The 13,783-nt window shown below is 45.6% G+C and carries 11 protein-coding genes, 2 pseudogenes and 1 other annotated feature; of the genes and pseudogenes, 10 read left to right on the top strand and 3 right to left on the bottom strand.

Translation table 11 applies throughout. The annotated features are described in order from the left end of the window. Positions 1 to 211 precede the first annotated feature (211 nt). Complete coding sequence (locus AC6I1H_RS02185; RefSeq protein WP_497740688.1) at positions 212 to 3,172, bottom strand: GAF domain-containing protein; 2,961 nt, start codon at positions 3,170 to 3,172, stop codon at positions 212 to 214. A gap of 30 nt (positions 3,173 to 3,202) precedes the next feature. Beyond that, a pseudogene (locus AC6I1H_RS02180) lies at positions 3,203 to 3,954 on the bottom strand (ATP-dependent chaperone ClpB); the annotation flags it as partial. 224 nt (positions 3,955 to 4,178) lie between these two features. On the opposite strand from AC6I1H_RS02180, the gene AC6I1H_RS02175 reads away from it, so the two are divergent. The 9 genes and pseudogenes from AC6I1H_RS02175 (at position 4,179) to ilvE (ending at position 11,723) form a co-directional block, all read left to right on the top strand. Continuing rightward, the gene (locus AC6I1H_RS02175; RefSeq protein WP_497739398.1) at positions 4,179 to 4,640 is read left to right on the top strand and encodes a response regulator; all 462 of its coding nucleotides are present in this window, start codon (positions 4,179 to 4,181) and stop codon (positions 4,638 to 4,640) included. Beyond that, on the top strand, positions 4,603 to 4,998 hold the full coding sequence (locus AC6I1H_RS02170) for a GGDEF domain-containing protein (RefSeq protein WP_497739397.1): 396 nt from the start codon (positions 4,603 to 4,605) through the stop codon (positions 4,996 to 4,998). The genes AC6I1H_RS02175 and AC6I1H_RS02170 overlap by 38 nt, the downstream gene beginning before the upstream one ends. A gap of 389 nt (positions 4,999 to 5,387) precedes the next feature. Then, the gene (locus AC6I1H_RS02165) at positions 5,388 to 5,597 is read left to right on the top strand and encodes a hypothetical protein (protein WP_497739396.1); all 210 of its coding nucleotides are present in this window, start codon (positions 5,388 to 5,390) and stop codon (positions 5,595 to 5,597) included. A gap of 65 nt (positions 5,598 to 5,662) precedes the next feature. Further along, positions 5,663 to 6,571, top strand: coding sequence for a methyl-accepting chemotaxis protein (locus AC6I1H_RS02160; protein WP_497739395.1), 909 nt, complete (start codon positions 5,663 to 5,665; stop codon positions 6,569 to 6,571). Further along, on the top strand, positions 6,469 to 6,876 hold the full coding sequence (locus AC6I1H_RS02155) for a PDC sensor domain-containing protein (protein ID WP_497740687.1): 408 nt from the start codon (positions 6,469 to 6,471) through the stop codon (positions 6,874 to 6,876). The genes AC6I1H_RS02160 and AC6I1H_RS02155 overlap by 103 nt, the downstream gene beginning before the upstream one ends. A 39-nt stretch (positions 6,877 to 6,915) precedes the next feature. Continuing rightward, positions 6,916 to 7,902 (top strand): annotated as a pseudogene (locus tag AC6I1H_RS02150) (IS1634 family transposase); the annotation flags it as partial. Positions 7,903 to 7,956: 54 nt separating this feature from the next. Further along, positions 7,957 to 8,088 (top strand): EAL-associated domain-containing protein, encoded by a 132-nt coding sequence (locus AC6I1H_RS02145; RefSeq protein WP_497740686.1) that lies wholly within the window; start codon positions 7,957 to 7,959, stop codon positions 8,086 to 8,088. 648 nt (positions 8,089 to 8,736) lie between these two features. Then, positions 8,737 to 8,999: a binding site (T-box leader), on the top strand. A gap of 52 nt (positions 9,000 to 9,051) precedes the next feature. Beyond that, the gene (gene ilvB, locus AC6I1H_RS02140) at positions 9,052 to 10,731 is read left to right on the top strand and encodes a biosynthetic-type acetolactate synthase large subunit (protein ID WP_497740685.1); all 1,680 of its coding nucleotides are present in this window, start codon (positions 9,052 to 9,054) and stop codon (positions 10,729 to 10,731) included. A gap of 107 nt (positions 10,732 to 10,838) precedes the next feature. Further along, on the top strand, positions 10,839 to 11,723 hold the full coding sequence (gene ilvE / locus AC6I1H_RS02135) for a branched-chain-amino-acid transaminase (RefSeq protein WP_497739394.1): 885 nt from the start codon (positions 10,839 to 10,841) through the stop codon (positions 11,721 to 11,723). 121 nt (positions 11,724 to 11,844) lie between these two features. Here ilvE and AC6I1H_RS02130 read toward each other — a convergent pair whose 3' ends face one another. Continuing rightward, complete coding sequence (locus AC6I1H_RS02130; RefSeq protein ID WP_497739393.1) at positions 11,845 to 12,525, bottom strand: hypothetical protein; 681 nt, start codon at positions 12,523 to 12,525, stop codon at positions 11,845 to 11,847. Between the two features lie 180 nt (positions 12,526 to 12,705). Here AC6I1H_RS02130 and AC6I1H_RS02125 point away from each other — a divergent pair, with 180 nt between their 5' ends. Continuing rightward, on the top strand, positions 12,706 to 13,158 hold the full coding sequence (locus AC6I1H_RS02125; protein ID WP_497739392.1) for a sigma-70 family RNA polymerase sigma factor: 453 nt from the start codon (positions 12,706 to 12,708) through the stop codon (positions 13,156 to 13,158). Positions 13,159 to 13,783: the final 625 nt, after the last annotated feature.

Here is a 13,783-nt window from a genome sequence, read left to right as displayed (position 1 = left end):
GGCTGCAGAGGTTATATGAAGCCCATAAAAAAACAAGAGAGCTTATTAAGTGTGTCGACTTTTCTCCTCATGCTCAAAAGTGTTGCCAGGAGGCACACGGAGCGAAAAACATAGGAGATAGGGATGAGGGCCGAGGCAAGGCTGAAAATACTTAAAAAATTTCACAGCTTGGCCCACTGTACTATCAACGGTGGGCCAAGCATGTTTTCACCTATGCCAGAATCTTTAAAAACGCCTCAACCACATGCGGGTCAAAGTGCCTGCCTGCTTCGTCCCTCAGATAGGAGCGTACTTTTTCCGGCGGCCAGGCTGGCCGGTAGGGACGGTCTGAACTTAGGGCATCCCACACATCCACTACGGCAAAGATGCGTGCCGCCAGCGGAATCTGTTCACCCTTCAGCCCTCGCGGGTAGCCGGTGCCGTCCCACTTCTCATGGTGGCAGTAAGGTATGTCCAGCGCCGGGCGTAAGTAGGCGATGGGAGATAACATCTCGTAGGCGTACTGAGGATGCCGGCGCATGATTTCCCACTCCTCTGGAGTAAGCGGCCCGGGCTTGAGCAGGACGCTGTCGGGGACGCCCATCTTGCCGATGTCGTGCAGCAGGGCTCCTCTGCGCACATGCACCAGCTCCTCTTCCTTCATTCCAAGCGCCCTTGCCAGGCGCAGGGTCATCTCCGTGACGCGCTGACTGTGGCCTTCGGTTTCCTTGTCCCGCAGGTCCAGGGCGCGCGACCAGCCCTCGATGGTAGAATCATATGCCAGGATCAGCTCCAGGTGGGAACGCTGCAGCTGGTCAATCAGAGCGACGTTGTCAATGGCAATAGCGGCCTGCCCGGCCAGAGCTTCCAAAAAATCCAGCCACTCTCCATCAGGGTCAGCGGGCGACCGGTGGCATACTTCCAGCACCCCCTGAATCTGCCCTTTTGCGATAAGGGGCACAGCACAGTAGGTGACAAAGCCTTCGTCCGCCAGAAGCGGGGCCTGGACCGGGTCGCGCTCGGCCTCGGGCAGGAAGGGAATGTATTTGGTGCGGCGTTCGAGGACTGCACGGCCGGCGTAGCCTTCTCCTAGGTGCAGGCGGACACGACGTAGAGCATCCGTGCGGAAGTTGCGCCAGGCGGCGTATTCCAGCGTCTGGGTGTGCAGGTTGAAGAGCAAAATGGCGGCAGCGTCCATGCCCAGTTGAGCGGTTATTTCGTCAAGTACCACGCTGAAAGTGACGCGCAGATCGAGACTCCCCGTGATGGCCAGGTCGATATTGCGCAGGGCATGCACGAACTTCAGTCGGCGCCGCGTCTCGGCAAACAACCGGGCGTTAGTAATGGCCTGAGCAGCCTGATCCGCTAGGCCCTGGAGCAGCGCCAGTTCTTCGACGGTAAAGTGGCGCACTTCTTCGCCTGAGGTGAGCAGGGTTAAAACACCGATGAAGCGCCCCTCCCGCTGCATCTTCACACCGATGCCAGTGCGGAGGTTGCAATCGACGCACAAGTCCGCCACGAGCCGGTCCGGGATGCTCCAAAGATCCGAAATTACAACGACCGACTCCCCATGGCAGATATACGCTTCATAAAGGGCCTGCGGAAGCGGTCTCATACGCTCGGCCAGTTCCGGCGGTAACCCTGAGCCGGCGGCCAGGTTGAGCGCGTCGTGCCGGGCGTCGTGCAACAGGACGGCTGCCACGGGTACATGGAGCGCGGCCCGGGTTTCCTCGCAAACCACCTGCAGCACGCGGTCCAGGTCAAGCTGGGCGTTGAGGCGGGAGGCGATGCGCAGCAACGCCTCGGAACGGGCGGCCTGGCGGCGGATTTCCTCCACCATTTGCTTGTGCTCGGTGATGTCGCGAACAATGCCTTGCAACAGCCCGTTGTCCAGCATTTTGATGCTTACCTCGACGGGTATGAAGGAGCCGTCCTTGCGCTTCAGCCGCCGCTCGACACGGATGGTTTTCCCGATCCGCAATTCGTCGAAGCGGATAAGCTGAGCGGGCAGGTCCTCTGGCGGAATCAAGTCTTGGATGCTGAGTTGCAGCATCTCATCTCGTGTATAGCACAACATGGCGCAACCGCTTGGGTTCACCTCCACAAGGCGCCCCTGTGCGTCGGCCAGGAAGATGCCATCGGAGGCCTGCTCCACCAGGGTGCGGTACTTCGACTCGCTCTTGTGCGACGCAATTCGGGCGCGCATGGACTGAACACCAAACGAGAGATTGTCTGCCAGTTTCCGCAGTAGCTCGACTTCGTCCGGCGAAAAAGCATCCGGTTCCGAAGCATAAATGTTGAGCGCACCGAACGTATGCCCTCCGGCACTGAGCGGCAGGGCAATGGATGAGGCATAGCCGCGCCGGGTGGCCTGCTCACGCCAGGGAGCGTAAGCGGGATTGGTCAGCATGTTTCTGAAAACCGCCGGCTGGCCGGTGCGTATGGCCGTGCCGGTAGGCCCGCGGCCGCTCTCGGAATCATCCCAGGTGATGGTTACCGTTTCCAGATAGCCTTCTTCAAATCCGGCCTGAGCCACCGCGCGCACCGTTTTGGCTGTATCCTGCTCAGCAAAGCCCACCCAGGCCAGACGGTACCCGCCATCCTCCACCAGCAGGCGGCAAACTTCCTGCAACAGCGTGGTTTCCTCCACTGCCCGCACTACTGCTTCGTTGCACTTGCCGAGCACTTTTAGGGCGCGGTTCGCCCTCCGGAGTTCTTCCTCCGCCAGCAGACTTTCGATGGCTGCTTTAAGCAGGTGAACCGCGGTTTCCACGATGGCTATTTCCGTGTTTGTCCACGCCCGCGGTTGGGACGCCGCCACGGCAAGTCCGCCGGTACGTTCCCTGTATTGGAGGGAGACGACGATGGAAGCCCGGATACCCAAACGCACTATCACATTTGCCAGAGGTACCAGTTCGGGGTGAGTCTCTCCGACCTTTTGCCAGTCGGAAACGACCTGCACGTGTGGGATGCTCAGGTTGGCTTGAGTAGCGGCTTGCCCGATCTCAAACACTTTCTCGGACAGTCCGCGCATCACCCTGTGGGGATGAAGCCAGATAATTCCCTTCTCCAGACCCACTGTCCGAAGTACGTGGTCGAGGCTGGTCTCTAAAAGCGAAAGTAAGTGGACGTGAGTTGCTGCGTTACCGGTCCCGGCGGTTGCAGTGTATGAAGCAACGTTTTTAAAATCCACAGTTTTTGCCTCCTTGAGTTTTGGAATTTTTATGATACAGTGGTGTAATGTATATTCGACAAAAAACGCTTTTTTCCTTGTTGTTGTCGACTCTAGATGAATACCTATCCACTGGCTTACCACCAGGGCTATTTCTTCTTCATCCACCTCTTCTTTTAAAAGAGCGTCTTTTGTATGCTCCTTCATCATGGCATTTTCTTCCTCGCTCAACCTTCTTTCTAGTTCGTTCGACCTACCGAATTTCAGTTCCGCCACTTTGTTTAAATCATATTCCCGGTTGGCTTTTTCAATCTGGATTTTAATTTCATCAATCTGTTTTTTTAGGTCGTGAATTCTTGTGATTAGGTCTTTTACCTTCATTAAAGCTGTTTCTTCTATCTGAAGCTGGGTAATTTTTCGCAGGATTTCATCCAGTTCCGCTGGCATGCTGCCGATTTCCGTCCGAAGTCGCGCCGCCGCTTCATCCATGAGGACTATGGCCTTGTCAGTAATCTATCCGGGATGTATCTGTCGGAAAGCACCGCAGCGGTGATGATGGTACCGTCTTTGATTTTGACTCCGTGATACATTTCGTATTTTTCTTTAAGACCCCTCAATATGGAAATGGTGTCTTCCACCGAAGGCGGCTCTACCAGCACTGGCTGGAAACGGCGCTCCAGAGCTTTGTCTTTTTCGATGTATTTTCGATATTCCTCTATGGTGGTGGCCCCGATGGTTCGAAGTTCGCCCCGGGCCAGCCTGGGCTTCAAGAAATTGCCGGCGTCCAGCGCACCCTCCGCGGCACTCCCCTTTTTGTACTTTAAGAAGCTGATAACATTTTGTTGTATGAAAAAAAGATTGTTTTTATTATTGTTTTTTAGAGGAATTTTGTTATTTTATGACGAATCGATTAATAGAGCAAAGACAGGTAAAAAAGGCCAGAAAAAGTATATCTAGAAAGGAGGACAATGAAAAGGCCGCTTTCTTTTTAAAGTTAAACGGTTCAAGGTGGCCTTCATAAAAGTATATGGAAGAAAAAAATGATAAAAAATATGTTCTTATAGTGGATGATTCCGCAATAATACGATTTATGGTCAAAGAGATATTGGAAGCAGAGGGTTATGATATTGAAACGGCCATTACCGCTGAAGAAGCAATGTTAAAAATAAAAAAGAATAAAGAATTATTTGACCTGGTAATAGTAGATATCAATCTACCGCGCCAAGACGGTTTTGCACTTATGGAGAAAATAAAATCATGTTCAGAATATAAAGATGTTCCTGTGATGATACTAAGCGGAGATGCCACAGCTTCCTCAGTTATGAGAGCGATAGAAATGGGTGCAGTAGAATATCTAAGTAAACCATTTAAAACAGAGGAACTTGTAAAACGTGTAGAAAAACTAATAGGTCTCCCTGCAGAAAAAAAATCTTTATTCAGAACTTCAAAGGTTGTTAAGAAGCGAAATAAACCGTGCCAAAAGAGGTAATCTAAATCTTTCTCTGATTCTTGTACAGTGCGAAAAAAAGTTTAAGAATGAGATTTCAGGGATTGCAGAACAAGTAAAGCAGAAAATTCGTGATATAGATACGGTATTTGAGATTAACAGTAATACTTTAGCTTTAATCCTCCCAATTACAGGAGCTAATGGTGCAATGGTTGTGATAAAAAAAATTAAGGATAGATTGCCCGGCAAGTGGCATTTTGGTGTGGCTACATACCCTGATAATGGCAAAGATGAACAAGAACTGATTAATTTTGCAAAAGAGAGCCTGATGAAGGAAATATCAAATTTAAAACCGGAGACGGCTGAAATAAAACAAAATCAAAATGGTAAGACTTCTTAGTTAGAGTAATTTTAGAAACAGTTAATAATTGCCTGTAAAAAATAACAAACCCAACCAAAAAAACAATAAACCATAACCTTTTACCAAAAGAATGAAGTGAAGAATAAAAAAACAAAGAAATAAAAAAACATACCAAAATAAAACCAAAAAAAGAGAAAAACCTCAGCCCAGATATCAAAATCATTATCCTTGGCGGCTTTTACCCAAACATCAAGCTGAAAGTTCATAGCAGCAAAATAAATAAAGAAATACCAATTCTTGCGGCTTTTAACCCTTCAGCGCTCAATTTCATAATCATTCTTAATACGCTCAAACGAGTGTTCCGAAGAAAACCGCATAGCATAAACCTTACGCCATGCCTTAGAATCCCTGGGAGTTTTAGTAACACTATGGTATCAAGATCCAACATCAACACAAAAGACCTTAAAATACACACAGGATCATATTTTACAGGCCTACCCATAGAAGAAGAAAAACACTTAGACAACAAAGAAACAGCAGGGTCCAGATTCAAAAACCAGACCTTAGTCAAAGACCTGGAGAAAGACATAAGCCTTTTTGAATTGACGGTCCACAACAAAGGAATCTGCTGGCTGTAAAAACTGTTTAAACTCAAGATGAGAAGAACATTTGATTTTCATCGCCATACTCCCAGGAACAGGCTATGAGTCTAGAGAAAAAGCTGCGCACACTGATACGGGATTACCAGCTAACAGCAGTTCAGGTTTTTTCCGCCGTAGAGCAGATGTCATTGGTAAGAGAAAACGCTAAAAAGGCTGTTTCCGCTTTTAACCAGCTACAGAAGGCGGCGGAGGTCATCTATAGTCTCGAAGATAGGTTAACCCAGGAAGTCTTGCAAAATCAAAGTTCACTAGATAATTGTCGAAAAGCATTGCAACAGGCCCTTGCGGCCATAGAGTGCATCTGTCTTTATTCCAGTAGAGTATCTGAAGAAATGACAGAGTTAAGGCAATCGGTCAGCCAGGTAGACGAGATTGTGGACAATATCGGGCAGATATCCCAGCGCACCAGGTTGCTCTCATTAAACGCCGCCATCGAAGCTGCCCGGGCTGGTGAGCATGGGCTTGGGTTCAATGTGGTGGCAGGGGAAGTGAAAAAACTGTCGGACCATACTCAGGAAGCTGTGAAGGAAACCGGTATTATCTTGTACAAGATCAAAGAGAAGACCAAACAAGTAATGGAACGCATCCAGACGGGGCAGGAAAGTATCAATGCGGGGGTACAGGCGATCGAAGAGGTTGAAGAAAGTATGACTCACTTTGAGCTTAAGATGGCTGGCGTAAAGTGCAAAGTGGACGAGGCCTATCACGAGATCAAAGAATATCTCTTACAACTGGGAACCGCGGTAGATATATTGGAGAACAGCTTCACCAGCATCCAACAAATAGGGCAGATGCTCGCGGAAGTAGCCCGTATAGTGGAAAGGAACGCTAATACAGGGGGTTTAGACTGGATAGCCGAGGAGGACACTTTAAAGAGGGACGGAGTGAAGCTAGAAGCCATAATAACTGCCTTACGGGAGCTGGCCTCCAGCCCGGAATCCAAATCTTAGAGCCTGACACTCACAGGGCGATACTTCTCGAATGGCTAGCTAAAAGGCCAGATGTAGAGGCGGTTTACTCTAACCGCAGTGACGGCTCTTTTATCTTCTCCCAACCGCCAGCCGCTCTAGCCAACGCCCGGAACCGCCTTTGGTGGCAAAAGGCCATGGCGGGCGAAGAGTATATTTCCCCCTTATATGTGTCAGCCATCACCCGGCAACCCTGTTGCACACTGTCTTTGCCCATACGGGATGGTGACGGCAGTGTCATTGGAGTCCTAGCGGCCGATGTTTCTCTTCGTGACCCCGATAAATAGTTTTGTACAGCCGGAAGTCAAGTATCATTTAATAAAGAAGACATTCTTTTTACCGGAGATAACGCTGTAGGCACTATCCCAAACTGCCTTCTGCTGAATAAAAACAACATCAGATTCATCGCACCCAGCCCTGCATCAAGCCTTTTTGAAGAAGCCATCCGTTCTGTTACTGTGGAAGAATTAGACGGTTGTATTTTTCCGGATAAAGATGGGACACCAAAATTTAAAGTAACAGAACGGGGAGTTTACATTCACCTTCAAGACAAAAAGAAACAACAAGAACTCAAAGACACCCCCGAATTCTGGGCTCGTTGCTTAATAATCTGGAGCAAGAGCCGTGCCAAGCTGGATCGAGAAAAAAGAGAAAAATACATGACTGATATAAAAGAACGACTGGAAGACATATCTGCAACAAAGTTAAACAAGCGGCGCTACAAAAACAAAGAGTATGCCCAAAAGCAGCTTGACAACTGCTTTCAAGGGCCAAAATCCTATCTTCGCCCCATCTTTGGCAATCCTACAGTAGAAGAAAAAGACGGTCAGCTCCAGCTTGTTTACAGCATAGATAAACAACTGCTGGCTGAGATAGAAAAACAAGATGGTCTTTATCCTGTCGTTACTAATGTCTATGACTACGAAAAATACTCTACAAGGGAACTGTTTCTGAGAACCCGAAAAAAATACAGTGTGGAACAACCCATGAGATACCTTAAATCGAAGATTAAAGTAAGGCCCATATTCTTACATAGAGAAGAACGGATTAAAGGGTTAACCCTGATCACGTTCATAGCTCTTATGGCTTACTGCATCTTGGAGCACCTTATCAAACAAAACATTGATCCAAAGGGAACCACCCACCAGCTTATGAAAGAATTTGCGGCCATAGTCTTTTCGGAAGGGGAGATGCTGGACGGTACTTATTTTTATACTGTCGGCAATGTAAAAGATCGGCATATCCAGCTGATATATAAGCTTGGGCTTGCTGTAGGAAGTTATGCTGTCCTTTCTGAGGTGCAGCAGGAGTAGATTCGTTTATTTGCTATCTGCTTGGAAGAATACGATGTGCCTAACCTGCGAATTATGGGCTTAGCTAATAAGTTAGGTAGGAGTATAGCCTCAGACCCTTACTTTGACCTGGAAACGAGAGCAAGGATATGGACATTCTGCTATTTCCTAGGTGATAACCTCTACTTGTTTATCGATATCGTGTAGAAGCGCAAGCAGGTCATCATAGCCCAGGCCATTGAAGCGGCGCCGGAGGTCCTGCAGGCGCTGGTCTAAGAAGAACGGGCCAGGGATGTAAAAGCGACCAAGCTGGTGCTGGAAATCGCTGGTCTGCTTCAACGGCTCGGGTCTAGTATGGCTCTACAAATGAACAAACCGCTACTAATTGAATATGGAGGCATAGTCGACGGTGAGGTTATAGAATGTCAGGAGGTCGGTAACGTAGCCCTGGTCGCCAGGCGTCACCAAATCTCCGAAAATACTATCCAGCAATTATCCTGTTGGTAGGCTTTGTTCCGATGGCCAGTAATGCCTATACCCATTCATCGTTTAGCCGGTCAATAATACCCTTCGCATAGTTACGTGGTTCGCATGGCGCGATCACTTAGTTAAAATATTACCGAAGAAGTTGTAGATCACTCACAGCGAAATCTTGACCATGGGGATGTGGTGTGAACATGTCCCTTAAAAGCCACCGTGAGTACCTTAAGACTATGCATAGCCGTTACTGCTGCACTACTCCTCGGACGGAGAAATCACTTTTTCAATTAAGTACAATATTGTAAATTTTATTTGAACATTTCATGGAAGTATTGTTTTCCGCTCCATTTAATGTTATAATTTATCACAATAGTGATAAAAGCCATGAAGAGAAGAGTAGCGGGAACTGCAGCGGCGAAAGAGAGTCGGGGTTGGTGAAAGCCGATGCCGGAGGTTCTCAGTGAAGATCATCTCAGAGCTGCCGGGATGAAAGCAAAGTAGTTCCGGCCGGGTCCCTGGTGGGAATTGGCTCCCGTTAGAGCGGCCGGGTATCGGGCCAAAAGCCCTGTACCTGTAGAGGTCTATACCGTGAGGTATGGATGAAGCAGGGTGGTAACGCGGAACCCTTCGCCCCTTTATGTAGAGGCGAAGGGTTTTTTGTTTGCAAAATTTTTTAAAGAGGTGAGAATAATGACCGGTGCGGAGCTTTTGCTGAGGACATTGGAAGAAATTGGCGTTGATACCATATTCGGTTTTCCAGGGGGATCAGCCCTGCCCATTTACGACGCTCTTTACAGTAACAGGAAAATACGTCATATTAAGACGGTGCATGAGCAGGGGGCGGCCCATGCAGCCGACGGCTATGCACGGGCTACGGGTAAGGTAGGGGTGGCTTTGAGCACCTCCGGCCCGGGAGCCACCAACCTGGTTACGGGCATTGCCACTGCGTATATGGATTCAATACCCATGGTAGCTTTTACCGGCCAGGTACCTTTGAGCCTGCTCGGCAAAGACTCTTTTCAGGAAGTGGATATCACCGGAGTTACTCTGCCCATAACAAAGCACAGCTTTATCATTCGGGATAAAAACGATATAGTGAAAAAGGTCAAGGAGGCTTTTCTGATAGCCACTACCGGAAGACCCGGGCCCGTGGTGGTGGATTTGCCGAAAGATGTGATGGCAGGGGAAGTAGACGAAGCAAATGTTAAAAAAGATGTGAACGGCTTTATGGCGTCTTTTACATCAAAACAAAAAGTTTCCGAAAGCTGGCAGAAAAAGCTGCATAAGGCTGCACGAATGATTGACGAGTCTGAAAGACCCGTTATTTACGCAGGCGGCGGAGTCGTGACTTCAGGTGCGAATCTTGAGCTTTTAAAGTTTGCGGAGAAAATCGGAGCCCCTGTCACTACAACGCTGATGGGCATAACTGGCTTTCCTTCTGAGCATCCCCTGTGCCTTGGAATGCTGGGTATGCACGGCACTGCATATGCCAATATGGCCGTTACAGAATGTGATTTGCTGATTGCTGTAGGAGCTCGTTTTGATGATAGGGTTACGGGTAAAGTAGATGCCTTTGCTCCTGGCGCAAAGAAAATCCATATTGACATTGACCCGGCTGAACTGGGTAAAAATGTGGATGTGGACCTTCCAATCAAAGGAGATGTAAAATCTGTTCTCGGAACGTTAATAGAGCTTGTATCACCTCGGAAGCTGGATCAATGGCTTGAGAAGATAGGCGAGTGGAAAAAAAATTATCCCATGAAATATTGCGACAGGGGCCTCAAACCACAGTATGTCATAGAAGAAATATCCCGAATAACTTCCGGCGACGCCATTATCGCTACTGAAGTGGGTCAGCATCAGATGTGGGCTGCGCAGTTTTACAAGTTTAAAAATCCCAGGAGCTTTATTACATCGGGAGGCCTTGGGACTATGGGATTCGGCCTTCCGGCGGCTATCGGAGCAAAATTGGGCAGACCGGACAAAGTGGTGTTTAATATAGCCGGAGACGGCAGTTTTGAGATGAACTGCCATGAGCTTATCACAGCCGCTAGCTACAACATTCCCGTAATAAATATAATTTTCAATAACAGGACCCTGGGGATGGTACACCAGTGGCAGGAAATGTTCTATGAAAAAAGGTTTTCGCATTCTGAACTGACGGAAATCACGGACTATGTAAAACTGGCGGAAGCCTGCGGGGCGACGGGATTCAGGATAACGGAAAAAGAAGAGGTGGCGGAGACGATAATTAAAGCAATGGAATTAAACAGGCCGGTTGTCATAGATGTCCGAATCGACTCAAAAGAAATGGTAATGCCCATGGTGCCCGCAGGAATGCCCATAAACCGCATGATTGGATTAGATTGATGTTGACATAATGTTAAAAAAGTATTATGTTAAATTTAACAACTTTACAATACGATGATTATGTGAAGTGCAAATATTATAAAATTTAAACCAGGGAGGTCTTCTTAATGAGCATTCAGGTTTACGTGAACGGGGAATACTATCCAAAAGAAGAGGCTAAGATATCGGTATTTGACCATGGTTTCTTATATGGAGACGGTGTGTTCGAAGGTATCAGGGCCTATGACGGTAGAGTTTTCAGACTGAAAGAACATATTGACAGGCTGTATAATGGAGCCAGAGCAATCATGCTCGACATCCCTCTTATAAAACAGGAAATGATCGAAGTGGTGCTGGAGTCACTGCGAAGAAACAGACTTAGAGATGCCTATATTCGGTTGATTGTATCTAGAGGAGAAGGAGACTTAGGCCTGGACCCGAGAAAGTGCCGCAAGCCCACAATAGTTTGCATTACCGACTCAATCGTGTTATACCCTGATAAAATGTACGAGGAAGGGCTTGAAATCATAACTGCTGCCACCCGGAGAAACCCGCCGGAAGCAGTCAACCCTCAGATGAAGTCCTTAAACTACCTGAACAACATAATGGCCAAAATTGAAGCAAACCTTGCCGGAGTTCCCGAAGCTTTGATTTTAAACGTTGACAACTATGTGGCGGAGTGCACCGGAGACAATATATTTATTGTTAAAAACGGGGTGGTTATAACTCCTCCGACCTATGCGGGACTGTTGATAGGCATCACCCGGGATGCTGTAATAGAAGCGGCTAAAAAAATAGGTATAAAAGTGGAAGAAAAATTATTTACCCGCTATGAAGTATATACTGCCGATGAGTGTTTCTTAACGGGAACTGCTGCCGAAGCGATCCCGGTGGTAAAGGTAGACGGCAGGGTAATAGGCGAAGGCAAACCCGGACCGGTGACCAAGCAGCTTCTTGCGGCTTTCAAAGAACTGATAAAAACTGAAGGCGAAAAGATTTATCCTGAGGAATAGAAAATATACAGGTCTTGAAACATAATAGTTTCAAGACCTGTTTGTATAACGAAAACCACCTGCTGCTATGCAGGTGGTTCCTAACGCGACAGGGGACGGTTCTCTCCCTGTCGCAAAAATATTATTCAGCTAATTTATCTGCAGCAAGCCGTTTTTTATCAATGTGTAATATAATAGTTTCATTCTTTTGCATATTTTTTTCATACCATGATATTATTGCTTCGTACTTAAAATCTTCCTGCCCCCGGGGAATGCTTGTGTCTTGCTCTTTTTCTTCCTGTGCTATGAAAATACCATTTTCAAACTTTGCAGATATAGAATGTCCGTTAATCGGAGATTTAAAGTAACAGTTGACATCATCCGTGTTCACATCATTTAAATTTTTCCCTTTATAAACCAATATCCAGTTTCTTTTAACTTTCATATAGTATTGATTTTTATTCTCACTATCCTTTTCGCAAATATCCGTATATTCATCAATATAAGTTACTTTCCAATTTTGACCTTCTCCTTTATAAGCTATTATGTTTTCATAACTAGACTCGTTTAGTATTTTTTCTATTTCTTGATTTGCCTTTTCTTCAAAGCTAATACTGCAACCACCTAATATGAAAACAAATAAAATGATGCTTAAAAGGACTGTTTTCCTCATAATATTAACCTCATTACATAACTCTTCGGTTAAATGGACGGATTTTATGGAATCATTTATATTATCTGGTGTAGCTGCATAAACGAAATTAAATGCCATCATGCAAAACACAAAGAAATGACTAATATTTTTTTTGTTTGTAGAGTGCACATCTGGATTCTTCCTTATGAATATTATTTTGAGATTTAATTGGTGATATTAATAATTTTTTTATAATCACCCAACGGAATCACCCTCTTTCCCATAAATTACCCCTCTACTATATAAAAGACATCGAGCCTCAAAAATTATTCCACAAAAACCCATATTTTAAAAAATTTTTTTAAAAACATGGAACTTTTTTCGAATTTTTTCGTCTTATATATAGGAAAATGCAAATGGGGCGTTTCCATGGAATCGTATATTGAAAAATGGATAAAATATAAAGCTTACCGGTTTTTGAAGAAAAACCATGAACAGAATAAAAGAGAGAAATTAATATTAAATTACCCGATTGTAATGGAAGATGAGGATAATAAAGTTGAGGCAATCGAGCTGGTAGCTGAAGAAGATAGTGTTTTTGAGGACCAGGCCCGCAATCGATTGATTTTGAGACAAGCTTTATCAATTCTTTTGCCTCTAGAGAGAAAAATTATTATCTTATCAGCGATAAGAGGTTACAATCAAGTCGAAATATCTAAAATGCTTGGAATCAGCCAGCCAAAGATAAGTAAGACAATAAAAAAATCCCTGGCGAAAATGAGGGATTATTTAAGCCACATGGGATACAAAAGAAAGGAATGATAAAAGTGCAATAAGAGACATGGCAACAAAAAGGCATTGATGAAGAATACATAACACAAAAATACATGCCTTTGATATTAAAATATTCCCGTTTGGCACCACAAAATATCAGGGAAGACCTTGAACAAGAATTGATTATGGAGATGATTGAGCTTTATAAAAAGGGCAGATGTCAATAATCATTAATTGGTATAAAATTTTATCTGGAAAGATATACAGATGGAAAATGGTCGAATTATAAAACATGGTCTACCATTGAGAACATAACACTTCTGAAGTATGGGGAAAGATAAATTCCGTTTCTGTACCAAAAGGTTATATGTATCGATTAAGAGCTGTTCATTCAGTTAAAGAAGGTAATGTGACAGAAACAGGCCAATCTTACAGTTCTGCAATAACAATAAAATAAATCTTGAAATGAGTTTTAGAGAGCAGAAATTTCTGCTTTCTTTATTGTGCTATTGTTTTTTCAAATTACAATAAATATGTAAAATTGATAATATTGTTTCCTCCCACTCTTTTTGTCTCCTTCCTGCTCAAATTTCCTGACCGTTTTAAGAAGGAATTTAACACCTATTGAAGAAATAAAAGAGAAAGAAGCAAGTCATGGGAGGGAGAAAAAAGA

Source organism: Biomaibacter sp. TOL, assembly GCF_059717795.1.
The sequence above is the reverse complement of the archived record's forward strand: the minus strand, read 5'-3'. Positions and strand labels throughout refer to the sequence as shown.